Source organism: Kitasatospora sp. NPDC005751 (assembly GCF_040630835.1).
In the GTDB taxonomy this organism is placed as follows: domain Bacteria; phylum Actinomycetota; class Actinomycetes; order Streptomycetales; family Streptomycetaceae; genus Kitasatospora.
The window spans coordinates 24,469-48,601 of the sequence record NZ_JBEXYC010000053.1 but is presented as its reverse complement, the minus strand read 5'-3'; the positions used below and the strand labels follow the sequence as shown (position 1 = coordinate 48,601).

At 73.8% G+C, this 24,133-nt stretch carries 16 protein-coding genes and 1 pseudogene; 8 read left to right on the top strand and 9 right to left on the bottom strand.

What is annotated here, in order from left to right:
- Positions 1-371 precede the first annotated feature (371 nt).
- The 3 genes from ABZ497_RS30095 (at position 372) to ABZ497_RS30085 (ending at position 5,426) form a co-directional block, all read left to right on the top strand.
- Complete coding sequence (locus ABZ497_RS30095; protein WP_359809716.1) at positions 372-1,049, top strand: lytic transglycosylase domain-containing protein; 678 nt, start codon at positions 372-374, stop codon at positions 1,047-1,049.
- Between the two features lie 282 nt (positions 1,050-1,331).
- The gene (locus tag ABZ497_RS30090) at positions 1,332-2,366 is read left to right on the top strand and encodes a glycosyltransferase (RefSeq protein WP_359809714.1); all 1,035 of its coding nucleotides are present in this window, start codon (positions 1,332-1,334) and stop codon (positions 2,364-2,366) included.
- A 165-nt stretch (positions 2,367-2,531) separates the two neighbouring features.
- Positions 2,532-5,426, top strand: coding sequence for an FAD-binding and (Fe-S)-binding domain-containing protein (locus ABZ497_RS30085; protein ID WP_359809712.1), 2,895 nt, complete (start codon positions 2,532-2,534; stop codon positions 5,424-5,426).
- A gap of 26 nt (positions 5,427-5,452) precedes the next feature.
- Here ABZ497_RS30085 and ABZ497_RS30080 read toward each other — a convergent pair whose 3' ends face one another.
- Both ABZ497_RS30080 and ABZ497_RS30075 read right to left on the bottom strand, forming a co-directional pair.
- A complete protein-coding gene (locus ABZ497_RS30080) occupies positions 5,453-5,917 on the bottom strand; it encodes a CBS domain-containing protein (RefSeq protein ID WP_329486479.1) in 465 nt (154 codons plus the stop codon).
- The gene (locus ABZ497_RS30075; RefSeq protein ID WP_359809710.1) at positions 5,914-6,912 is read right to left on the bottom strand and encodes a slipin family protein; all 999 of its coding nucleotides are present in this window, start codon (positions 6,910-6,912) and stop codon (positions 5,914-5,916) included. Before ABZ497_RS30075 ends, ABZ497_RS30080 begins: the two co-directional genes overlap by 4 nt.
- Positions 6,913-7,057: 145 nt before the next feature.
- Here ABZ497_RS30075 and ABZ497_RS30070 point away from each other — a divergent pair, with 145 nt between their 5' ends.
- Positions 7,058-7,873 carry a uracil-DNA glycosylase gene (locus ABZ497_RS30070; protein ID WP_359809708.1) on the top strand — a complete coding sequence of 272 codons (816 nt, stop codon included), beginning with the start codon at positions 7,058-7,060 and terminating at the stop codon, positions 7,871-7,873.
- Between the two features lie 15 nt (positions 7,874-7,888).
- Here the strand turns inward: ABZ497_RS30070 and ABZ497_RS30065 are convergent, their stop codons facing one another.
- The 3 genes from ABZ497_RS30065 to ABZ497_RS30055 all read right to left on the bottom strand — a co-directional run bounded on the left by ABZ497_RS30065 (position 7,889) and on the right by ABZ497_RS30055 (position 11,965).
- A complete protein-coding gene (locus tag ABZ497_RS30065) occupies positions 7,889-9,853 on the bottom strand; it encodes an anthranilate synthase family protein (RefSeq protein WP_359809707.1) in 1,965 nt (654 codons plus the stop codon).
- The gene (locus tag ABZ497_RS30060; RefSeq protein WP_359809705.1) at positions 9,850-10,524 is read right to left on the bottom strand and encodes an isochorismatase family protein; all 675 of its coding nucleotides are present in this window, start codon (positions 10,522-10,524) and stop codon (positions 9,850-9,852) included. The genes ABZ497_RS30065 and ABZ497_RS30060 overlap by 4 nt, the downstream gene beginning before the upstream one ends.
- Before the next feature lie 226 nt (positions 10,525-10,750).
- Complete coding sequence (locus ABZ497_RS30055) at positions 10,751-11,965, bottom strand: 3-deoxy-7-phosphoheptulonate synthase (RefSeq protein WP_359809704.1); 1,215 nt, start codon at positions 11,963-11,965, stop codon at positions 10,751-10,753.
- Positions 11,966-12,498: 533 nt separating this feature from the next.
- Here ABZ497_RS30055 and ABZ497_RS30050 point away from each other — a divergent pair.
- A complete protein-coding gene (locus ABZ497_RS30050; protein WP_359809703.1) occupies positions 12,499-13,266 on the top strand; it encodes a glucose 1-dehydrogenase in 768 nt (255 codons plus the stop codon).
- A 30-nt stretch (positions 13,267-13,296) separates the two neighbouring features.
- Here ABZ497_RS30050 and ABZ497_RS30045 read toward each other — a convergent pair whose 3' ends face one another.
- Positions 13,297-14,199 carry a ScbA/BarX family gamma-butyrolactone biosynthesis protein gene (locus ABZ497_RS30045; RefSeq protein WP_359809702.1) on the bottom strand — a complete coding sequence of 301 codons (903 nt, stop codon included), beginning with the start codon at positions 14,197-14,199 and terminating at the stop codon, positions 13,297-13,299.
- Between the two features lie 133 nt (positions 14,200-14,332).
- Between ABZ497_RS30045 and ABZ497_RS30040 the strand changes: the two genes are divergently transcribed.
- From ABZ497_RS30040 to ABZ497_RS30030, 3 genes are all read left to right on the top strand, one after another.
- Positions 14,333-14,986 carry a ScbR family autoregulator-binding transcription factor gene (locus ABZ497_RS30040; protein ID WP_352288776.1) on the top strand — a complete coding sequence of 218 codons (654 nt, stop codon included), beginning with the start codon at positions 14,333-14,335 and terminating at the stop codon, positions 14,984-14,986.
- A 242-nt stretch (positions 14,987-15,228) separates the two neighbouring features.
- Positions 15,229-16,386, top strand: a complete 1,158-nt coding sequence (locus tag ABZ497_RS30035) for a transposase (RefSeq protein ID WP_359809700.1) — start codon at positions 15,229-15,231, stop codon at positions 16,384-16,386.
- Between the two features lie 572 nt (positions 16,387-16,958).
- Positions 16,959-18,389: a transposase gene (locus ABZ497_RS30030; protein WP_359809698.1), complete on the top strand. Its 1,431-nt coding sequence runs from the start codon at positions 16,959-16,961 to the stop codon at positions 18,387-18,389.
- A 65-nt stretch (positions 18,390-18,454) separates the two neighbouring features.
- On the opposite strand, the gene ABZ497_RS30025 is transcribed toward ABZ497_RS30030, so the two are convergent.
- The 3 genes and pseudogenes from ABZ497_RS30025 to car all read right to left on the bottom strand — a co-directional run.
- The gene (locus tag ABZ497_RS30025) at positions 18,455-19,168 is read right to left on the bottom strand and encodes a ScbR family autoregulator-binding transcription factor (protein ID WP_359809697.1); all 714 of its coding nucleotides are present in this window, start codon (positions 19,166-19,168) and stop codon (positions 18,455-18,457) included.
- A gap of 505 nt (positions 19,169-19,673) precedes the next feature.
- A complete protein-coding gene (locus ABZ497_RS30020; protein WP_352288765.1) occupies positions 19,674-20,384 on the bottom strand; it encodes a methyltransferase domain-containing protein in 711 nt (236 codons plus the stop codon).
- Positions 20,385-20,482: 98 nt separating this feature from the next.
- A pseudogene (gene car, locus ABZ497_RS30015) lies at positions 20,483-23,923 on the bottom strand (carboxylic acid reductase); the annotation flags it as partial.
- Positions 23,924-24,133: the final 210 nt, after the last annotated feature.

Here is a 24,133-nt window from a genome sequence, read left to right as displayed (position 1 = left end):
GACTCGAACATCTCCTGCGCGCTGGTGCGGGTGAGCATGTTCAGCGCGGCCTTGGCCATGTTGGTGTGCGGGTGGCCGGCGCCCTTGTAGCCGCGCGGCCGCGGCCGGGCGCTTCGCCGTTCGGGCCGCCCCACCCACTACCCGCCGTAGTAGCCGCTGCCTTTGCCGCCCCCGCCGGGCTCTGCGAAGAATGGCCAGTCGCCAGGCAGCGCGAACCGGTCCGTCCGCCGCGCGTCCCGCCCGCCCCGCCGTCACGGCCGGGGTGCCATGGCCGTCCCGGACGGCATCGCGGGCCCTGTCCGCCCGTGTCCTCGTGCCGGAGCCCCCGTGCTCCCCGGTACGGCCCCCGACGGAAAAGGATCGTCCGCTCCATGCAGCTCAGCCATGCCCGCCGCAACTCGCTGATCACCGGTATCACCACCCTCGTGGTGGCGGGTGCGGCCACCGCCGCCCTCGCCGTCCCGCAGAGCGGCGGCAGCGTCGCCGAGGCGGCCGCCCCGGTGGCCGGTGTCTCCGTGGACGGGCAGCCGGTGGCCGCCCAGGCCGACCCGGCCGCGGCCGACGCCGCTGCTGCGGCCGCTGCCCAGGCACAGGCGCAGGCCCAGGCACAGGCCGAGGCGGCCGCTGCCGCGCAGGCGCAGGCCGCCGCGCAGGCCCAGGCCGAGGCGAAGGCGCAGGCGGACGCCAAGGCCAAGGCCGACGCGGAGGCCGCCGCCTCCCGCTCGCAGGAGCGCGCCGCGCTCAACGCCAAGCCCACCTACTCCGGCAGCGCCCGTGAGATCGCCGCCCAGATCGTCCCGGCCGGCCAGCTGCAGTGCTTCAGCAACATCGTGTCCCACGAGAGCAGCTGGAACCACCTCGCCGTCAACGCCTCCTCCGGCGCCTACGGCCTGGTCCAGGCGCTCCCCGGCTCCAAGATGGCCTCGGCCGGCGCCGACTGGCGCACCAACCCAGCCACCCAGATCAAGTGGGGCCTGGACTACATGAACTCCCGGTACGGCAGCCCCTGCGGTGCCTGGTCCTTCTGGCAGAGCCACCACTGGTACTGAGCCGACCCGGCCGGTAGCAGCCCCGAGGACCCCGCGCGGCAGACCCGCGCGGGGTCCTCGGCCTTCCCGCACCGCGAGGTCCGGGACCGCGCCGCGACCGGCCCGTCCGCGCGGGCACCGGCGCCGTCGTCGGATCCGGCCGGCGGCACCGCTCGACGTGGACACGCCCGGCATGACGGGTGAAGATATGGCGCACGCTCGTACGATTTGACGCGGATTGATCAGAATTACCGACCGTCAGGGCTTTGCCACCTTCCGGCCGCGCTCCTACGCTCCGGCCTCATGCCCTCTCCCCTGATCAGCGTCGTGCTCCCCGCCTACGACCAGCAGAAACAGCTGGCGGAATGCCTCGACTCGCTCCTCGCGCAGTCCTTCCGCGACTTCGAGGTCATCCTGGTCGCGGACCGTTCCCCCGAGACCCCGGCCGACCTCGCCGACGCGTACGCGGCGCGGCACCCGCAGGTCTCGGCGCTGCACCTCAACGCCGCCGTCGGCGTGGGTGTCAGCCGGGACGCGGGCGCCGCCCGGGCGACCGGCGAGTACCTGCTCTTCCTCGACGCCGACCACCTGCTCCCCCGGGACGGCCTGCGCTCGCTCGCCGACCGGCTGGAGCAGACCGGCCCGGTGGACGTGCTGCTGTTCGGGCACACCCGGCGGCACGGCGGGCGCGACTGGCCGGGCGGCGCGGAGGCGGTGCTGGCCGAGGCCGGGCCCGAGGTCACCGGGCCGGCCGCCCGTCCCGAGCTGCTCGGCGCGCCCGCGCTGATCTGGGACCGGCTGCTGCGGCGCGACTTCTGGCAGGGCCGCGCGCTCGCCTTCCCGGACGGCCGCTACGAGGAGATCCCGGCCGTGCACCGGGCCATGCTGACCGCCGGGCGGATCGCCGTGCTGCCGCGCGCCTGCGTCCAGCTGCGGCGGCGGGAGACCGTCCACCCGGCCGGCTCGCCCGGCAGCAGCCAGTTCGACATCTTCGACCAGTACGAGCGCAGCTTCGCCCTGCTGGACGAGGTGGCGGCCCGGCAGCCGGAGCTGGAGGCCGTCCGCGACGCCCTGTTCACCCGGATGGTCCGGCACTACCTGTTCGTGTTCGACCTGGCCGGGTGCGTGGCGCGGGCCGAGCGGCCCCAGTTCTTCCACCGCGCCGCCGAGCACCACCGCCGCTTCCAGCCGGCCGGGCACCGGCGGCCCGGCGGGCGCGAGGGCGTGAAGTTCTCGCTGCTGGCCGGCGGCGCCTACCCGGCCTTCGAGATGGCCAAGCTCTCGCACATCGCCAGGGGCACCCTCACCGGCTCGGCCCGCCGCCGGGCCTCGGCCTGAGCCGGACGGCCCCGGGCCGGGAGACCGGACGTCCGTCCGGCGGAGCCGGAGCCGGCGTGCGGCCGACACTCCGTCGGCCGCACGCCGGGGTGGCCCGTACCGGGCGCGCCGTCCGGCTGGGATGATCGGCGGCGGTACGCCGAGCCCACCCCCGGGAGGACCCACGTGAGCCGACCGTCCGCCGCCCCCGGCGCCGACCTCGCCCGGGAGCTCGCCGCGACCCTGCGCGGCGACGTCCGCTTCGGCGCCGCCGAGCGCACCGTCTACAGCCACGACGCGTCCAACTACCGCCACCTGCCGCTCGGCGTGGTCAAGCCGGCCGACCTCGACGACGTCCGGACGGCCGTCGCGCTCTGCCGTCAGTACGGCGTACCGGTGGTGCCGCGCGGGGCCGGCACCAGCATCGGCGGGCAGGCGATCGGCCCGGGCGCGGTCGTCCTGGACTTCCGGCGCCACCTGGGCGCGGTGCACGGCGTGGACCCGGAACGCCGCACCGCCCGGGTCGAGCCGGGCGCCGTGCTGGACCACCTCCAGCGGGCCGCCCGCCCGCACGGCCTGCGCTTCGGGCCGGACCCGTCCACGCACAGCCGGTGCACCCTCGGCGGCATGATCGGCAACGACTCCTGCGGCGCCCACTCCGTCATCTGGGGGCGCACCTCCGACAACGTGGAATCCCTCGACCTGCTGCTCGCCGACGGCACCGAACTCACCGTCGGCGGCCCGCTCGGGCCCGCCGAACGCACGGCGCTGCGCGCCCTGCCCGGGCGCGCGGGCCGACTCCACCGCGACCTCCAGGACTTCACCGACCGCAACCTCGCCGTGATCCGCCAGGGCATGCCGGACCTGCCGCGCCGCACCTCGGGCTACCCGCTGGACGCCCTGCTCCCCGAACGCGGCCACCACCTCGCCCGGGCCCTCACCGGCACCGAGGGCACCTGCGCGCTGCTGCTCGGCGCCACCGTCCGGCTGGTCGAGGAGCCGCCCGCCCGTGCCCTGGTGGTGGCCGGCTACCCGGACGAGACGGCCGCCGCCGACGCCGTCCCCGCCCTGCTGCCGCTGCGCCCGCTGACCGTCGAGGGCATGGCCGCCGACCTGATCGCCGCGCTGCTCGCCGCCGGACCGCGCCCGCCCGCACTGGACCGGCTGCCCGAGGGCGCCTGCTGGCTCTTCCTGGAGACCGCCGGCGCGTCCCCCGCCGAGGCCCTCGACGCGGCCCGGCGGCTCGCCGACGCCGTCCGCCGGGAGCGCTCCGCCACCACCTCCGTCGTCACCGACCCCGGCGAGCAGCGCCAGCTCTGGGGCGTGCGCGAGGCCGGCGCGGGAATCGTCACCCGGCTGCCCGACGGCGGCGAGGCCTGGCCCGGCTGGGAGGACTCGGCCGTCCCGCCGGAGCGGCTCGGCGACTACCTGCGCGACCTGCGGGCGCTGCTGCGCCGCCACCACCTGCGCGGCGTCCCGTACGGGCACTTCGGCGAGGGCTGCGTCCACCTGCGGATCGACTTCCCGCTCACCGCGCCGCACGGGCCGGCGGTGTTCCGGGAGTTCCTGGAGCAGGCCGCCGACCTCGCGGTCTCGTACGGCGGTTCGCTCTCCGGTGAGCACGGCGACGGGCAGGCCCGCGCCGAGCTGCTCCCCCGGATGTACCCGCCCGGGATCATCGCGCTCCTCGGCGAGTTCAAGCGGATCTGGGACCCCGACAACCTGCTCAACCCGGGTGCCCTGGTGGACCCGCGCCCGCTCGACGCCGACCTGCGGCTGGCCGGGCCGCTACGCGCGCTCCCGCTCGCCCTCCCGTACGCGCAGGACGACGGCAGCCTCGCCAAGGCCGTGCACCGCTGCGTCGGGGTGGCCAAGTGCGTGGACCCCGAGACCGGGGTGATGTGCCCGAGCTACATGGCCACCGGCGAGGAGCGCCACTCCACCCGGGGCCGCGCCCGGCTGCTCGCCGAGATGCTGCGCGGCGCGGAGGGCGCGATCCCGGACGGCTGGCGCTCACCGGAGGTCAGGGAGGCGCTGGACCTCTGCCTCGGCTGCAAGGGCTGCGCCGGCGACTGCCCGGTCCACGTCGACATGGCCACCTACCGGACCGAGTTCCTGTACCAGCACTACCGGCACCGCCCCCGGCCCCTGTCGCACTACTCGATGGGGTGGCTGCCGCTCTGGCTGCGGGCCGTCGCACTCGCCCCCGGCGCGGCCAACCTGATCGCCCGGTCCGCCGCCGCCGGCCCGCTGAAGCGGCTCGGCGGAGTGGACCGGCGCCGACCGGTCCCGGTGTTCCCGCCCGAGACCTTCACCCGCTGGTACCGCCGTCACCGCGCCACACACCCGGCCCCGGCCGGCGCCCGCCCCGTCCTGCTCTGGCCGGACACCTTCTCCGACCACCTCCAGCCGAACGTGCTGCGCGCCGCCGTCGAGGTGCTCTCCCACCTGGGCTTCGACGTCCGGCTGCCGGACGGCCCCGTCTGCTGCGGGCTCACCTGGTACTCCAGCGGCCAGCTGGGCACCGCCCGGCGGGTGATGCGGCGCAGCCTGCGCGCGCTCGCCGCCACCGGGCTGCCCGCCGACACCCCGGTGGTCGGCATGGACCCGAGCTGCACCGCCACCCTGCGCGAGGACCTGCCCCGCCTGCTCGGCGCCGACGGCCGCCCGCTCGCCGAACGGACGCGCACCTTCGCCGAGTTCATCGACCAGTACGCGCCGGACGCCCCGCTCCCCCGGCTCCCGCTGGACGCCGTCACCCAGACCCACTGCCACCAGCACGCCGTCCTCGGCACCGCCGCCGACCGCCGGGTGGAGGCCCGCACCGGTCTGCGCAACCGCGTCCTCGACTCCGGCTGCTGCGGGCTGGCCGGCAGCTTCGGCTTCGAGCGGGGCCACTTCGAGGTGTCCGTGACGATCGCCGAACGCGTGCTGCTGCCCGAGCTGCGCGCGGCGGACCCGGACACCGTCGTGCTGGCCGACGGCTTCAGCTGCCGCACCCAGATCGCCCACCTGGCCGAGGGCCGCCAGGCCCTCCACCTCGCCGAACTGCTGCAACGGGGCCTCCGGGAGCAGCGCTGACCGCCCGGTGGGAGCGGCGCGCGACCCTAGACCGCCTGCGGCTCCTGCACCTCCGTCGACCGCGGCGGCTCCTCCGCGCAGACCGCCGAGACGAACTCCGCCAGCCGGGCCTGCGGCAAGCCGCGCGCGATGTCCGCCTCGCTGATCATCCCGACCACCTCGTGCTCCGGGTGGTTGATCACCGGGAGCCGGCGCACCCGGTACTGCTCCATCATCCGCAGCACCTGCTCGGCGTCCTCGTCCGCCTCCACCGTCATCGGCCGGCCCTGGGCGATCTCGCCCGCCGTCACCTGTTCGGGGTCGCGGCCCTCGGCGACGCACTTCAGCACGATGTCGCGGTCGGTCACGATGCCGAGCAGCTTCTGCCGCTCACCGCAGATGGGCAACGCCCCGACGTCGCGTTCCCGCATGATCCGGGCGGCGGAGGCGAGGGTCTCGTGCTCGCCCACGCACGCCGCGCCCGGGTGCATGATGTCGCTGGCTCTGGTCATGATCGGCCTCCTGACGTGCCTGCCACTCCCGTCCCTCCATCGTGGTCCGGGCCCGGGGGCGCCGCCACCGGGCCCGGCGCGGGGTGGTCGGGGCCGTTCAGCCGGCCCACCGGCGACTGCTCCAGCACCTCCTCCAGCGGCGGCAGGTCGAGCTGCTCCACCTCCGGCAGCCGCGGCGGTTCGGCCGGTGGCGGCTCCGCGCCCGCCTGCTCGCCGCCGTCGCCCGCCGTCCTGCGGTTCACCTCCGCCGCGCTGTCCAGGAACCGCAGCAGCTCGACCGGGAACGGCAGCACCAGCGTCGAGTTCTTCTCCGCCGCCACCTCCACCACGGTCTGCAGCAGCCGCAGTTGGAGCGCCGCCGGAGTCGCGCTCATCACCGCCGCGGCCTCCGACAGCCGCGCCGAGGCCTGGTACTCGCCGTCCGCCGTGATGATCCTCGCCCGGCGCTCCCGCTCGGCCTCCGCCTGCCGGGACATCGAGCGCTTCATCGACTCCGGCAGGGCGACGTCCTTGATCTCGACCCGGTCGATCTCGATGCCCCAGCCCAGCGCCGGGCTGTCGATCATCAGCTCCAGTCCCTGGTTGATCGGCTCCCGGTTGGCCAGCAGGTCGTCCAGCTCGCTCTTGCCGATGATCGAGCGCAGCGAGGTCTGGGCGACCTGCGAGATGGCGAAGTTGTAGTCCTGCACGTTGACGGTCGCCTTCACCGGGTCCTCCACCCGGAAGTAGACGACCGCGTCCACCCGGACGGTCACGTTGTCGCGGGTGATGCCCTCCTGGGCGGGGATCGGCATCGTCACGATCTGGACGTTCACCTTGCGCAGCCGGTCCGCCACCGGCATCAGCCGCACCAGCCCGGGGCCCTGCACCTGCTCGCGCACCCGGCCGAAGCGGAACACCACGCCCCGCTGGAACTGCTGCACGACCCGGACGCTCAGCCCGGCCCACACGGCCACCAGTACGACGGCCGCCAGCACCGCATCGAATATCAGCATCGCGGTCTCCTCGCGCGCGCCGCCGCCCCGGCGGTCGCCGCCCCGGCCCGGCCGGGGGCCGCCGGAGCAGCCGATTCCACGCTACGCCTGCGGAGGCGCCGCCGGAACGGGCCGCCCGTCGGCCGCCGCGCCTAAGATCGTCCCCATGTCCCAGCCCGCAGCCGACGGCCCGGCCACCGACCCCGAGGACCCGGGCCACCCCGTCGCGGCCGCCGCCCGCACGGCCACCGTCCCCGCGCTGGACGCCGTCGTCACCGGCTGCCGCGCCTGTCCCCGCCTGGTCGAGTGGCGCGAGGCGACGGCCCGCACCAAGCGCCGCGCCTACCTGGACTGGGACTACTGGGGCCGCCCGATCCCCGGCTTCGGCCCGCCCGACGCGCCGCTGGTCCTGGTCGGCCTCGCCCCCGCCGCGCACGGCGGCAACCGCACCGGCCGGATCTTCACCGGCGACCCGTCCGGCGACCTGCTCTACGCCACGCTCCACGCGCTCGGGCTGGCGAACCGCGCCGAGTCGGTCCGGCACGGGGACGGCCTGCGCCTGCACGGCGTCCGGATCACCGACCCGGTGCGCTGCGCGCCGCCCGACAACAAGCCGACCACCGCCGAACGGGACACCTGCCGCCCGTGGATCACCCGCGAGCTGGAGCTGCTGCGGCCGACCGTGCGGACCGTCGTGGCACTCGGCGGCTTCGCCTGGCAGGCGCTGCTCCCGGCGGTCGCCGCCGCCGGCTGGCAGGTGCCCCGGCCCCGGCCGGTCTTCGGCCACGGCGCCCGGGTCGCCCTGCCGGCCGCTGACGGCGGACCGCCACTGGAGCTGTACGGGTGCTACCACGTCAGCCCGCGCAACACGAACACCGGCCGGCTGAGCACCGTCATGCTGCGCGAGCTGCTCCGCGAGGCCGCCCGTTCGGCCGGTCTGGACCCCCTCCCGGAGCGCCCGGGCGCCGGTGGGGAGCCGTAGCCGTCCGGCGGCCCCTCAGCCCGCCAGTACCTCGGTCAGCAGCCCGCCGACCAGCCGGACGCCGTCCTCGGTGAGGATCGACTCGGCGTGGAACTGCAGCGAGGCGAAGTGCGGGCCGCGCAGCGCGTGCACCTCGCCGGTGTCCGCGTCGCGGCTCACCTCGACCAGGCCGACGCCCTCGCACTCGACCTTGGCCTCGACGCTGCGGGCCGCGAAGGTGTTGTAGAAGCCCACCCGCTCCCGGACGCCGAAGAGGTCGATCTCCCGCTGCACGCCCTGGTTCGGCGCCTCCCGGCGGACCAGCGGGAGGCCGAGCCGCAGGCCGAGCACCTGGTGGCTGAGGCAGACCGCGAAGAACGGCCGCCGCTCCCGGAGCAGCGTGTCGATCGTCGACCGCAGCCGCGCGATCTTGGGGTGGCCCGCGCCGCGCGGATCTCCCGGGCCGGGGCCCATCACGACGAGGTCGTACCCGTCCGGCGCGTACGGCTCGTCGAACCGGCGGACCGTCACCGCGAGGCCGAGCGAGCGGAGCTGGTGGTCGATCATCGCGGTGAAGGTGTCCTCCGCGTCCACCACGAGCACCCGGCGACCGGTCAGGGCGGGCCTCGGCCGGGAGCGCGCGGACACCGGTGCCAGCCAGAAGTCGGCGATGCCGGCGTTGCGCCGCTCCAGCGCGGCCCGGACGTCCGGGTGCGCGCCGTAGACGGCCGGGGTCGGGGCCGGGGCCCTGGCCGGGGTCAGGGCCGGGGCCGGCGCCGCCGGGCCGTCCGCCTGAAGGGCCGCGAGCAGGCCCGCCGCCTTCGCCCGGGTCTCGGCCACCTCCTGCTCGGGGTCGGAGTGGCGCACCAGGGTGGCACCCACCCCGATCCGGACCCGGCCCGCGTCGTCGATGTCGGCCGTGCGGATCAGGATCGACGAGTCGAGCGCGGGTCCGCCGTGCTCGTCGCGCCCGATCAGCGCGACCACCCCGCTGTAGTAGCCGCGGCCCTGCGGCTCGTACCGGCGGATGACCCGGCAGGCGCTCTCCAGCGGACTGCCGGTGACGGTCGGGGCGAACAGCGTCTCGCGCAGGATCTCCCGCGGATCGCGGTCGGTGCGCCCCTCGATGAAGTACTCGGTGTGCGCCAGCCGCGCCATCTCCTTGAGGTACGGGCCCACCACCCGGCCGCCCTCCGCGCAGATCCGGGCCATCATCTTGAGTTCCTCGTCCACCACCATGTACAGCTCGTCGGCTTCCTTGCGGTCGGCCAGGAAGTCCATCACCCCGGGCAGGGTCGGGCCGGACGGCGGGTACCGGTAGGTGCCGCTGATCGGGTTCATCACGGCCTTGCCGCCGGCGAGGCTGAGGTGCCGCTCCGGGGTGGCGCCGACGAACGTACGGGCGCCGGTGTGCACGATGAAGGTCCAGTAGGCGCCCGACTCGCCCCGCACCAGCCGCCGGAAGAACGACAGCGCGCTGTGCGTGGTATAGCCGGTGATGTCGGCGAGGAACGAGCGCTTGATGACGAAGTTCGCGCCCTCGCCCCGGCCGATCTCGTCGGCGACGACCCTGCGCACCGTCCCGGCGTAGGTCTCGTCGTCCACGTCGAAGTGGCCGCCGGCCAGCGTGATCGGCACGTCCGGGAGCCGCCGCAGCACCTCGGCCAGCGGCAGCACGCCCTGGTCGGTGACGGTCATCGCGACCAGCGGCTCGCCGTCGTCGGCGCAGGCGTAGCCGCGCTCGGCGATCTGCCGGTAGGGGACGATCGCCAGCACCTCGTGACGGGCGTCCCCGGCGGCCGCGGCCCCGGCGGGGACGGCCCCGGCCGGGACGGGGAGCTCGGCGAGCGTCCCCGGCGTCGACACCGTGCCGACCAGCACGTCCAGCGCGTCCGGCCCGGTCGACTCCGGGCGGTGGATGAGGGCGAAGGGCGGCGGCCGCAGTCCCAGGACGCGGTCCAGCAGGTCCACGGGGTACGGCGCCGCCCCGGCCCCGGTCATGCGCCGGCCTCCCCCGGGCCACCGGCCGCGACGGCGGCCGGCCGGAGCCCGGCGAGGACGTCGTCGGTGGTGACGACCACGGCGCAGCGCTGCGCCGCGTAGTCCAGGGCCAGCCGGTGGTACTCCTCGGAGAAGTCCGCGACGGCGTCCGCCACCAGGAACGGCTGGATGTCGTTGGTGAACGCCTCGACCGCGGACATCAGCACCCCGACGTGCGCGTAGACGCCGCAGAGGACGAGCTGGTCGCGGCCCTGCTCGCGCATCCGGTCCAGCAGGCCGGAGCGGAAGAAGGCGCTGTACCGCCACTTGGTGAACACCCAGTCGGCCGGGGCCGGTTCGAGCGGCTCGACGACCTGCCGGTCGACCGGGTCGACCCGCATGCCCGGCCCCCAGAAGTCCTTCAGCAGGCCGCGCTCCTCCTCGGTCATGCCGCCGGGCTGGGCGGTGTAGGCGACCGGGACCCCCAGGGCGGCGCTGCGCTCGCGCAACCGGGCGGCGTTGCCGACCAGGTGGTCGCGGACGGCCGCCGGGAACGGCCGCAGGAAGTAGCGCTGCATGTCGTGCACGAGCAGCACCGCCCGGTCCGGATCCACGGTCCACCGGGCGGTGTTGCCGGGCAGGTCGGCCACGGTCGGCATCGGGTACGGCGCGATGGGGGGTATGCCCGCCATGGCCTTCCTCTCCTGGGTTCCTGGGTCGAATCGCTGGTGGGGCTGGTGGGACCGAGCGGTGTCGAGCGGTGTCGAGCGGGACCGGACGGGCCGCCGGGCGGGTGGTGCGGGCGGCCGCGCCGGTGGGCCGGTCCGGCGCCGCGGCCGCCGGGGGCGGTGGCGTCCGCGGTGCCGGACCGGGGCACGGTGGCGCCGCGGGTACGCGGCGCCGGGGCGGCGGGTGGGCTCAGCCCTGGGCCGCGGCGGCGCCCACCGGGGTCGACCGGCCGGTCAGCCACCAGGCCGAGACCACGGAGAGGGCCTGGCCCGGGTTGAGCCGGGGGTCGCAGAAGCTCGTGTACTTGGCCCCGACCTCGTCGATCCGGGCTTCGCTCTGGACGCATTCGGTCACGTCGTCGGGAGTGGTCTCCAGGTGGAGCCCGCCCGCCGTGCCGCCGGCGTTGCGGACGGCGTGCTGGAACTCCCGCACCTCGCGGGAGATCTCCCGCACGAACCGGGTCTTGAGGCCGTCCGGCGTGCTGACGGTGTTGCCGTGCATCGGGTCGGTGAGCCAGATCACCGGGTGGCCCGCGGCCTTCACCGCCTCGACGAGGACGGGCAGCCGCCCGGCCACCGCCTCGGCCCCCATCCGGGCGATCAGGGTGAGCCGGCCCGGCTCGCGCCGGGGGTCGAGCCGCTCGCACAGGGCCAGCAGGTCATCGACCGCCATGGTGGGACCGACCTTGCAGGCCACCGGGTTCATCACCTCGGCGAGCAGGGTGACGTGGGCGCCGTCGACCTGCCTGGTCCGCTCGCCGATCCACGGCCAGTGGGTGGAGGCGAGCAGCAGCCGCCCCTCGTCGTCCCGGCGCAGCATGGGGACTTCGTAGTCGAGCAGCAGTGCCTCGTGGCTCGTCCAGACGGGCGTCCCGATGGAGAGGGGCCCGCCGCGGCTGCGCCAGCCCAGGTGTCCCATGACGTCGTAGGCGGTCTGGTAGCCCGTCAGCAGTCTCAACGGGTCGGGGCGCCGCAGCTCCGGGTCGGGCTCCGGACTGTTGACCATGTGCCCCCGGTAGACCGGCAGTTCGACGTTCCCGACCCGCTCGGTGGGGTGGGAGCGGGGCTTGGCGAACTGTCCGGCGATCCGGCCGGCGCGGATCACCGGCTTGCAGGTGTCCAGTTGGAGCGCGCCCGCGAGCAGGTCGAGCACGCCGACCTTGCGGGCCACGTAGCCGGGGGTGCACTCGGCCGGGTCCTCCGCGCAGTCGCCCGCCTGCACCACGTGGGCTTCGCCCGCGGCGACCCGGGCCAGCAGCGCGCGCAGGGTACGGACGTCCTCCGCCTCGACCAGTGCGGGGCGGGTCGCCAGTTCCTTCCGCACCTGGCGGACCAGCGCGGTGTCCTCCCACGGTGGTTGCTGCAACGCGCTTTCCAGTCGGATACCGAGCAGAGTACTTTCCACCGATTTCTCCAAATCGCGGACGGGCGATGGGCGCGGTCGCCCCACGGCCGAGCAGGCGAGCGTCGTGCGCGGGCTGTCAACGGAGCCGGAATTCGAATCCACACAGGCCCGGGGGGCGCGGTCGCCGCACCGTCGGCGGGACCGGGGAACTTCTCGTTCGTCCTGGGTGAACGTCGATGGAACACGAGGGCTGTGGGCGCGGAGGTCGAGCCGGACCGCCGCACCGCGACAGTGGGCGCCGAACCGTCGGCGGCCTCCGCCACCGCCCAAATCATGGAACAGAACGGAGTGCCGGCCAACGTTCGTCATCGCACTTCGTCAGGTGACCGGCACTTCGTCAGGTGACCGCTACTCCGTCAGGTGCCGAATAGTCCATCAGGTCGCTACGGGCACGTAGCACCGCCGGCGACCGCACCGGTTCGACGGGGCTCCGAGGCCGGCTCGGCGAACTGAATCGCCGTCAAATCATCGTGACAGTAGGAGGACAGGTCGACCTGGTGACGTCCGGACGGGGGCCTGCGAGACTTCGGGCCATGAACAGCGACCTCCTCTCCGGCAGAATCGTCCTCATCACCGGCGCGAGCAGCGGCATCGGCGCCGCGGCGGCCCACGTGTTCGCCCGGGAGGGCGCCACCGTGGTGCTCACCGCCCGCCGGGAAGAACGCCTGGCCGCACTGACCGCCGAACTACGCGAAAAGGGAGCCCGCGCCGCGTACGTGGTCGGCGACGTATCCGTCGCCCGAGATGCCGCGAGGGCGGTCGAGTTCGCCGTGGCCGAATACGGGCGGCTCGACTCGGCCTTCAACAATGCGGGGATCGGCGGCGACCGCACCCCGCTGCACCTGATGTCGGACGACGTCTACGACGCCGTCATGGACACCAATGTGCGCGGCGTCTTCAACTGCCTGCGGTACGAGATAACGGCGATGCTGGAACAATCCGGCGGGGGCACCATCGTCAACAACAGCAGTGTGGGCGGCCTGGTGTCGATCCCCGCCGCCGCCCCCTACATCGCCTCGAAGCACGCGGTCATCGGCTTCACCAGGGCCGCCGCCGACGAGTACGCCAAGCAGGGCATCCGGGTGAACGCGGTCGCCCCCGGAACCACCCGCAGCGAGATCACGGCCGACTGGTTCGGCCGCAATCCCGGCCTGGAGGATCTGGCCAACTCGCTGACGCCGCAGGGGCGCACGGCGGATCCGGAGGAGATCGCGGAGGCGGCGGCCTGGCTACTGAGCGACCGCTGCCCGTTCCTGACCGGTACCGTCCTGCCGGTGGACGGCGGCTTCGTCAACCGGTGAGCCGCCCCCGGCCGCCCGGCGGTGGCACCGTCACCGCCGCAGACCGTTGAACTCGACCCGGAAGGCCGGCTCCCCGTCCTGCGTGCCCGTGACCCGGACGGCGCACCGGGCGGGGTGGCCGGCCGGTGTCTCCTCCGCCTCGATCCAGCACGGCCGGTCGAACTCCACGTACCGCCGGAAGCTGGTGGCGACCCGCAGGGGCAGGAAGGACGACCGGCCCCGGAGGGCCTGCGCGGCCTGGGCCGCGGCCTCCAGCAGGGCCAGCCCCGGGACGTGGTCCACGGGGTGGTCGAAGAGCAGGTGGTTGTCGATGTCGTTGCGCAGCAGCCAGCGGTGCGGCCGGTCGCCCGGCGCGAGGGCGACGTCGGTGGCGCGCGGCCGGGCCACGAGGTCGGCGGCTATCGGCTCCGGTAACGGCCAGGCGCCCCAGCCGACCCCGAGGCCGTCTCCCCGCACCCGCCGGTAGGCGGCGGGCGAGATCCAGCCGAACTCGGAGTCCGCCCGGGCCGCCACGACGCCGTCGCAGCGGATCAGGATGCCCATCCGCAGCGAGCTGACGGACCGTCGGTTCCGCACGGCGCCCGCCACGGTGACCCGTACGTCCAGCCTCGCGCTCCGGCCGCGTGGCACGCGGAAGTCCGGGTCGATCGTGTAGTCCAGGGTGCTCAAAACGGTCTGATGGGTCAGCGGGACGCCGTACTCGGCGTGCGCGACGACCAGGCCGCTCTGCCGGATGGTCTGGGCGAGTATCCGCGGGTCGTACGGCAGGCCCACCTGCACGGCCGGCCACCGGACGCCGACCCCGAACTCGTCGGCCCCCAGCCGCTCCCAGCCGGTGACCAGGACGGACGTGCCCCGCCGCAGATGCGCGTAGGCGCCTACGAGAGCGGGCGAAGGAGTGGATGAACGTGGTGCGAGCGTGACGTCTTGCAAGGCCCCCCCTTGGTCTGACGGGTCGGCACAGCTCAGTGGACTGTGCTATTCAAGTACCGGCTCTCCGGTCGGTTTCGAACCATGAGCAAGTCTAGTTCAAGCAATGGTAAAGAGAATGCAGTGGAGGCATAAAGTGTCAAGGCAGGAGCGCGCGATCCATACCCGCCGGCTGATCCTGGAGGCCGCGGCCGAGATGTTCAACGAGCTCGGATACGACGCCACCACCATCGGCGGCCTCATCGAGCGCATCCAACTCACCCGCGGTGGCCTCTACTTCCACTTCACCACCAAGGAGCAGCTCGCCCGCGGCGTGCTGGCCGAGGCGGTGACCATGGAGGGGCTGGCCCCGCAGGCCTTCAAGCTGCAGGAGTGGGTGGACCTCGCCCTGCTGCTCGCCCACCGGCTGCCCCGGGAGCCGATGCTGAGCGCCGCGATCCGGCTGTCCGTGGACGTCAAGTCCCGCGGCCTGTTCGGCACCCGCTGGCCCGACTGGATCGAGGTGGGGCAGGGACTGCTGACGGAGGCGAAGGAGCGCGGCGAACTGCTCGCGCACGTCGACCCGGCCGAGACCGCCCGGCTGTTCGTGGGGGCGTGGACCGGGGTCCAGCTGATCACCGAGACCCTGCCGGAGCGGACCCTCTCCCAGGAGATCTCGAACCTGTTCGCACTCGTCCTCCCCAATGTCGCCAGCGCCGGCGTGCTGGCCAGGCTGGACTCCTCCCCCTACCGCGCGAAGCGCCTCCTGGAGGAGGCCGGCCGGGCCGGGGCGCCGTCCCCCGTCGACTGACCGACCCTCCGGACCACCGCCCGACCAGCCTCGCCCCGGCGACCGTGCCGGCCGGCCGGCACGGAATTCGCACCTGCGATTCCCGTGTCCACGCGGCACGACGGGGCAGCCACCGTCCACGCCGGCCTGTATAAATGAGAACAGGACAGCAGTCCTCTTTTGGGAGTCCGACCCGGACGACGCCGATGCGGGGCGGCGGTCCGTCCGGTCGGCTGGGGTGGCGGACCACGGGGGGATCAACCATGCGGCACCTGCACGGATCCGTCGGCGCGACGGACGGCGAACCGGCCGCCGACACGGCGCTCGACCCCGAGCTCAGCGCCCACTTGTTCGGCTCGCTGCGGCGCAGCGGCCAGCGGCTCAAGGCCGAGCAGTACGTCCGCGGCCTGCTCGCGCTGGAGGGGCGCAAGACCCTGCGCGGCATCGCGGCGCAGTTCGACGGCGCCGCGGCGCAGCAGAGCGTCCACCACTTCATCAGCGCGTCGCCCTGGGACTGGATGCCGGTGCGGCACGCCCTGGCCCGCGAGGTGCAGCGGGCCCTGGCACCGCAGGCCTGGGTGATCAGACCGATCCTGATACCCAAGGCCGGCTCCCATTCGGTCGGCATCGACCAGCAACTGCTGCCGCTCGGACGGATCGTCAACGGCCAGCACGCGGTGGGGGCCTGGCTGGCCTCCGGACACTGCGCCGTCCCCGTCGACTGGCAGCTGCGGCTCTCCGACCGCTGGCTGACCGATCCGCTGCGGCAACGGGCGAGCGTTCCCGCCGACGCCGCGGTCGCCACCATCGAGGACTGCGTCCGGGCCGCGGTGGCCGACATCCGGGAGATCGGCGGGGTGCTGCGCGGGCCGGTCGTGGTGGACGTCGGGGAGGTGGACGCCGTGGCGGTCGCCCGGCACCTGGCGGCCCTGGGCGTCGCGTTCGTGGTGCGGGTCGGCCCGCAGGCCCAGCTCTGGCTCGACCGGACCGAACTGCCCAGCTACAGCGGCCGGGAGCACACCGTGGGCGAGCTCGCCGAGTCGCTCCCTCGGCTGCGCCGGCAGGTGAATCCGGGCGACGGCCCGACGACCGCGGCGGCGATCCCGGTAGTGACCTCGCCGTCCCGCGGGGAGCGGATGCTACTGCTCGGCGAGTGGCGACCGGCCGGGCGCCCGCGCCGGCGGCTCTGGCTCACCAACGCCGACGCGCCCTCCGTCCTCACCGCGCTGCGGCTCACCCGGCTGCCGGGCGTCGTTCTGCGGGACTTCACCGCGATCTCCGAGCGGGTGGGGGTACGGGACTTCGGCGGGCGGTCGTTCCCGGGCTGGCACCGGCACATCACGCTGGCGTCGGTCGCCCACCTGATCGCCACCCTGGAGAACCGGCGGCCGCTGCTGCCCGGCGGTCGGGCCGGACGCTGACCCACCGGCTCCGGCTTCACAGGACTACTGTCCGGTAATGTGACACTCTCACTCCTCGTACCATGGCATCGCCGCCGATCGCTCCTTACTGTCTGGAGCAGCGCACGAGCACGTTCATGACCGCCACGGGAGACCGAACAGGAGTGTGCACACCTGGAGTTCACCCTTGCCGGACTTCCCTGGCGGCGCTCCGGAAGGAGCCCGGCACGGGCCGTGTCCGCAGGACAGGATGGGCGTCCGCTCAGCCGTTTTGCCTCCGCCCCTGATCGAGCGCGGACCGGTCGGCTCCCGCACTGAGGACAGGGGCGCCGCACCGCCACGAAGCCCCTCCCCCACTCGCGGCAGGGCCCGGCGACGGCCGGTCCCGCTTCCGACCCCCGCCCCGACCCGACCCGCCCCACCTCGACCCGACCCGCGCCGCACTGACCCGCGCCGACCCGACCGACGCTCCCGACCCGCGCCGCACTGACCCGCGCCGACCCGACCGACGCTCCCGATCCACCCGGCCACCGCGAGGCCGGCCCCGCCGCCGTCCGGCGCCTCCCCCCGAACACCACGACCACGGAGACGACTTGACCTCTCAGACGTTGGCACAGCGACGGCGCACCGAGGCTCCGGTCGGCGACAACGACCGGTCGAAGCCCTCCGCCCGCCCCCTGCGCCCCACCGGATTCCCCTCTTCCGTTCCGGCCCCTGTCCCGGCCCCCATCCCGCCTACGACCGCCTCCCCGGCCCGGCTCGCGCCCGGAGGGCCGTCCGCGGCGGCCGAGCCGTCCGGACCGGGCCCGGCCCGGCACCCCCGCACACCGTTCCCGCCCGGCGCCCACGACGTCCTGCTCACCGAGCTCTGCTCGATCCTGTTCACCTCGCTCTCCCGCAGCGACCAGTGCCGCAAGGGCATGCAGTACCTGCGCGGACTGCTGGAGACCGAGGGGCGCAAGTCGATCCGCAACATCGCGGCGCTGCTCGGCAAGCCGGCCTCGGAGCAGAACCTGCACCACTTCATCTGCAGTTCGACCTGGGACTGGATCCCCATCCGCCGGGCGCTGGCCCACTACCTGGCCGGCGCGGCGGCCCCACAGGCGTGGGTGGTGCAGCCGATGATCATCCCCAAGACGGGGCAGCACTCGGTGGGCGTCGAACGGCACTTCTTCCCGACCCTCGGGCAGGTGCTGAACGCCCAGCACGCCATCGGCGTCTGGGCGGCCTCGGAGGAGCTGAGCACCCCGGTCAACTGGCGCCTGCACCTGCCCGAGGCCTGGCTCAAGGACGATCTGCGGCGCAGTCAGGTGTCGATCCCGGACGAGGCCGGGGTGGAGACCCTCGGCGAGTGCGTGACCGAGGCCTGCCTGGAGACCAGCACGGGCTGGGGGCTGCCGGTCCGGCCCGTGGTGCTCGACATCGGTGAGTCACAGGCCATGACGATCTTCGGGAAGCTGCACGCCCACGGGGTGCCGCTGCTCGCCCGGGTCGGCGGCGACCTCCGGCTCTCCGTACTGGACCAGGCCCTGCCCGCCTCGGGGAGCAGGCCGCAGCCGGCCCTGCGCATCATGAGCCTGGCCAAGGACCTGCGCCGGCTCGTCCCCGGCCGGGAGCACGGCCGGGAGCACGGTCCGCAGACGGCTCCCCGGGCGGTGCCGGCCGCCACCGTCCGGGTCGGCCTGCCCGCGCCATCCGCACCGGGCACACCCACCGCACCGGGTGCTCCCGGCACTCCGGGCGCTCCGAGTGGTGAACTCCTGCTGCTGGGCATCGGTGAGGAGGGCGGGCACTGGCCCGCGGAGCTCTGGCTGACCAATCTGACCGCCGTGCCACCGGCCACCCTGGTCCGGCTCAGCCGGCTCACCGGAAAGGTCGACCGGGACTTCACGGAGATCGCGGACCGGGTGGGCATCCGCGACTTCACCGGGCGCTCCTTCAGCGGCTGGCACCGGCACGTCACGCTGGCCTCGGCCGCCCACGCGGTCGTCGCCCTCGCCGACCGGCGCGAGCGGCCCGCCTGAGCGAGCCACCACCGGCCGGGGGCGGCCGGGCCGGCGAGCGGCGGGGGCGGCGCCGGCCCCGGCCGTCAGCAGCAGGACAGCGCGTCGCAGGGCTGCGCCGCCCGCCGCCCGCCGGCCTCGCCCCACTCCGCGCCGGCCGCCCGCTCGCTGCCCTCCGGCGGCTCCGCACAGCTGCCCTCCGGGGCGATCCCGGCCCGCGCCTCCGCCGTCGCGAGCTGCGGCAGCATCAACCGCCAGAACGGCGTGACCGCCTGACGCGAGTGCCACTGGGGGTCGCGCCGCCCGAGCACCTCCAGCCCGGCGACGACGGCGGTGATCGCGGCCACGGCGTCGTCGAGCACGATGTCGGCGGCCAGGCTGCCCTGGGCCCTGGCGACGGTCAGCATCAGCTGGACCCAGTCCTGCCACTGCTGCCACAGGTCGGCGCCGCCCGGCCAGGTGGCGTCGCTGCCGAGGCAGAACCCGGCCCGCAGCACCGCGTCGGTGGAGAGCCGCCGGGCCAGCAGGTGCGAGGTGTCGACGAGCAGCTGGAGCGGTACGGGGTGCCGCAGTGGAACGTTCCCGGTGATGTGCAGCAGGGTTTCCGCGGCGGCCGATTCGACCGCCTCGCCGAGCGCCCGCTTGTTCCCGAAGTGGAAATGCAGCGCACCGTGGCTGAGACCGGCCCGGACACAGATCTGGGTGATGGAGGATTCCGCGAATCCCGATCGGGCGAAGGTCTCCGCGGCAGAACGGATCAGTTCCTGCCGGGTGCGGACGGCACGATTCTGCTTGGCCATGGGAGCGCTCCGGAAATGGGGTGAGCGACGGGTGAAACGCGCGGAGCATGCCGCGGGGCGACAAGGGAGGCGTCGATTCCGGTAGCCGTCACGCGGCCCGGCCGGATCGTGCCCGACAGCAGTCGCGCCGGGGTGGATCGCGCCCGGTCCGGATCGACCTGGATCGGCACCCGGAGATTACCGCCGGGGCCGCCGCCCCCGGCCTGATCGGCATGCGCGCATTCACACGCACCGGGTCGGATTCTATCACCCCGGCAACCCTCCATGTACAGAACGTAATGACCCGGAGCGCTATCGCGGCTCGAATTGCTCGCCCTTTCGTTCGACCGCTCCGGCGGCCACCCGGCATTCGCATGCCGCTGGAATATTCCGGCCCCCGGGCCACCCCCGACCGCCCCGGGCCGCATGCGAAACCGCCCGGAGGGCCGGCCCGACGAATGCGGGCCGGCCCTCCGGGCGACCGGGTGTACGGGTTGCGCCGCGGGCGGTGTGCGCGCTCCTGCGGTCAGCGCTCCAGCGGGCGGATCTCGAAGAGCTTGTAGGTGACGTCCACGCCCGCCAGCTGCCGGTCGGCGCTGCCCAGCATCGTCAGCGAGCTCCCCGCCTCGGCGGCGAGCTGGGCGATCCGGGCGGCGTCACCGAAGCTGTTGAAGGTGACCAGGGCCCGGCCGCCGGGCAGCACCCGGTCGTGCACCTGGGCGAGGTAGCGGCCGAGGGCGCTGTAGCCGCGGTCGAAGATCGCCCACTCGACGTCCTGCTTGAACTCGAAGTCCTTCGGCGCCTCGAAGACGCTGCAGTTCCAGAAGACGGTGTCGAAGCGCTCCTCGGGGCCGAGCGCGTCGAACACGTCGCTGCGCAGCACCCGGACCCGGTCGGCGACGGCGTGCCGTGCGGCATTGCGGGCGGCGCTGTCGACGGCGGTGTCGGTGATGTCGGTGGCGGTCACCCGCGCACAGCCGTGCAGGGCCGCCCAGACCGCGGTGACGCCGGCCCCGCAGCCGATCTCCAGGAAGCTGCCACCGGCCGGGTAGGGGATCGCGCCGGTGTACCACTCGGTGCCGGTGCCCGGCCGCGGCTCGTAGGTGCCGGGGATCAAGTCCCATTCGAGGCCGAGGAGTTCGAAGGTGGTCGGCTCGGTCTCGACCGGGCCCAGCTGCTCGACGAGACGGCGCCCGAGATCGTAGCGCTCCTCGAACTTCGCGGATGTCTGTTCCATGGTTCTCTGCTCCAGGGGTCGATGTCCGATGGGCGGTGGGTCGTTCGCGCGGCGGGCCGTCCGGCACCGCCGGGGGGGTGCGGCGACGGCCGCGGGTCTCACCAGCCGAGGCGCTCGCCGAGCAGCTTCAGGTCGGCGGCGTACTTGGCGATGAAGGCGGGCGAGAGCTGCGGGATGTCCCGCGCCGGTCCGATCCCGGCGGCCCGGACGGCGGCCCGGAACCGGTCGGAGGGGATGACCGACCCGGGCACCGCCTCCTCCGGCCGCTTGAACGCGTGGACCAGCGGCAGCGCCGAGTGCTGTCGCTGCCCCTCGGGCAGGGCCCGCATCGCGGCCTCGAACCGGACGAACCAGTCGTCGTAGTCGGCCACCCGCTCGATCCGGTGCCCGGCCTCGGCCAGCCAGTCCACGAAGCTGTCGAGCGACACCCCGTCGTCGTTCGGGTTGACCAGGCTGAAGGTCCGGTAGCCCTCGGTGCCCTGGCCGCCCAGGGCCACCACCGCGGCGGCGGTGAAGTCCACCGGCAGGCCGTCGTAGTGCGCCCGCCGGCGGTTCCCGCGGTCGTCGGTGCGGTAGAAGGAGTGCGGCGCGATGCCGGTGGCGATCACGCTGAGCAGCAGCCGGGTGAACTGGTCCGGGACGTTCAGCTGCCCGGCGTAACGGCTGTGCGCGAGGATCATGTTGGACCGGAACGTGGTGACCGGGAGTCCGCACCGGTCGTGCGCCTCGCGCAGCAGGACCTCGCCGGCCCACTTGCTGGTCGCGTAACCGCCCGCGTAGCCCTCGTCGGTCTGCTGCACCGGGAGGGCGGTCCTGACGTCCGAGTCCTCGTCCAGCGCCCCGCCGGCCCGGGAGGTGGCGACGGCCACGCTGGAGATGTAGGTGAAGGGCTTGATCCGGCCGGTGAGCCCCAGCCGGATCAGCTCGGCCGTGCCGACGACGTTGGCCTCGAACAGGTGGTGGTACGGGAGGAGGTGGTTCACCAGGGCGCCGGCGTGGACGATCACGTCGACCTCCTCGGAGAGCCGCTTCCAGGTCGTGTCGTCCAGGCCCAGCCGCGGCTCCGCGATGTCGCCCGCCAGGACTTCCAGGTGCCCGTCGGCCAGCTCCCGGTAGCGGCGCACCAGTTCGTCGTCGCCGCTGACGAAGGCCTCGTCGAGGCGCCCGCGGGCCGCGTCCGCGTCCCGCCCGCGCACCACGCAGATCACCGTCCCGCCGACCGGGGCCAGCCGTTCCAGCCACTCCAGGCAGAGGAAGTGGCCGAGGTAGCCGCTCGCGCCGGTCAGCAGCACCGTCCGGGGCTCGCCCGAGGGCTGCGGCAGGGTCCGGGCGTCGGCGATGGTCCGGTCGTCGAGGAACTTGTCCAGCGTGAGGTCCCCGGCGCGGACCCGCGTGCCGTCCTCGCCGTGCACCGAGGCGAAGGTGGCCCCCCGCAGGCCCGTCGCGCGCTTGGTCTCGATGTAGCCGGCCAGTTGACGCAGGTCGTAGGCGGGGCTGATGACGGTGTCGACGGGGACCCGTACGCCGAAGATGTCGTGGAGCAGGTTGGAGAAGGAGACGGCGGTCAGCGAGTCCCCGCCGACGTCCCGGAAGCGCGCGGCGGGGTCGACCTCGACGGTGGAGCCCGCGAGCAGCGCCCGGGTGGCCCGCTGGACCGTCTCCAGCACCGGCCGGTCGGCGCCCGTACGGCGCAGCTCCAGCAGCTCCCGGCTCTCCCGGGCGGCTATGTCGGCGTACAGCTCCTCCAGTTCGCGGCCGTAGCGTTCCTGGAGCCGGGGCCGCAGCAGCTTGCGGTGGTCCGAGAGCAGGCCGTTCGCCTGGTCGAAGGGCTCGGCCTCGATCAGGACGTCGCGCGGGATCTCGTAGGAGTTCAGTCCGGCCTCGCGGGCGATCTGCTGAAACGATTCGCTCAGCAGCTGGCGGAGGTGTTCCCGGTCGTCGCCGAACTGGTCGAGGGCGGCCGGCGTGGGCACGACCACGGCCAGCAGATAGGACCGCTCGCTGTTGCCGTACACGAAGATCTGCCGGACCAGCGGGCTCGCCGCGAACTCGGACTCCAGTCGCGCGGTCGCCACGAACTCGCCCTGGGAGAGCTTCAGCACGCTCTTGCGGCGGTCCAGGATGGTGAACCGGTCCGGCCCGAGCTCCGCGACGATGTCGCCGGTCCGGTAGTAGCCGTCCTCGTCGATGATCTCCGCCGACAGCTCGGGCTGCTTGTAGTAGCCGGGCACGACGGCCTCGGACTTCAGCAGCAACTCCCCCCGTGGGTAGGGGGAGTCGGTCCGGTAGTAGCCGAGTTCGGGCACGTCGGCCAGCCTGTAGTCGATCACCGGTGGGCGGAGCAGCTTGTCGTCGACGGAGACGGCGGCGGCCTCGGTGGAGCCGTAGATGATGGTCAGCTCGAAGCCCAGCAAGGCCTCGACGAAAACCCGTAGTTCGGCCGAGAGCGGGGCGGAGCCGCAACTGGCCCAGGCGAGCCGGCCGCCCAGGAGGTTCTCCCGCAGCTCGGCCAGGACCTCGGCCTCGACCGCCCGCCGGTCGGCGCCGGCGAGCTCGCGCCGGTCCAGCTCGCTCTGGTACTTCTGGTAGAGCATCTCGCAGACCCGTGGCACCAGCGACAGTTCGGTGGGCCGGACCAGTGCGATGTCCTCGAAGAAGGTCGACATGTCGCTGCTGGCCGTGAAGTAGCTGATCCCGCTGCGGGCGAGGGTGTTCTTCAGCGACGAGTGGCCGGCGACATGGCTCATCGGCATGTAGTTGATGTTGATCGCGAGGAGGTCGGAGAACAGCTTCGACCAGGCCCCGCCCCACATCGCGCTCAGCAGCGTGTCGGTGTACATCGCGCCCTTGGGCGTTCCGGTGCTGCCCGAGGTGTAGATCAGCATGGCCAGCGGGTCGTCGCCGTCCTCGGGGACGAACAACGGCGCGTCGGGCAGCGCGGATCCGCGGCCGACGACGTCCGCCAGGGTGTCGATCGCCACCTCGCGGCCGGCCTCTGCCAGGCGCTCGCGCGCGGCGGTGAACTTCTCGAACTGGTCGGTGACGTCCGGGTGGTAGTCGAAGACCACCAGCCGGCGGGCCGACGGGTTCGCCAGCAGGAGTTCGACCGCGACGTGCAGCCGCTCGATGCTCGCCGCGACGACGAAGGGCTCGGTCTCCTCGACGATCGAGGCGAGTTGCGCCAGCGGGGCGCTGGTCTGCAGCGGGACGCTGACCACGCCGAGGTAGTTGCAGGCGAGGTCGACCACCGCGTAGTCGCCGCTGGCGAAGCCGAGCAGGGCGATCCGCTCGCCCGGCTCCAGCGGATGCTCCGGGTGCCGGTGCCATTCCGCGGCCACCGCGCGGACCCGCCCCCAGAGTTCGCTGTAACTGGTCGTTTCGTAGTGCGCCAGGAGGCGGAGCGAAACGCGGCCGGTGTCGGCGTCCCGCACGAACTCCTTCGCGCGTTCACCGATTGCGGGCCGGTCCGTGTGGCGCTGCATGACTTTTGCTAACGTTTGCGCAAGCCGCATTCTGGGTCTCCGCATCGCATCGCCGGCAGACTGCCGTGGCTGTTATTCGAAGGACCGGTGCTGGTCGGCCTGCACGCCGACGACGGCACACTCGTCTCCCGGACGCTCCGTCCATTGCTCCGAGTTCGTGCCCCGATGCTAACCAGAGCCGAACCGGGTTCCTGAACAAACGAACGACGATCTGTCAGGTCGGCCGTTTGCCGGGCCCCGTACACCGACTTCTCCCGGGCCCGCACA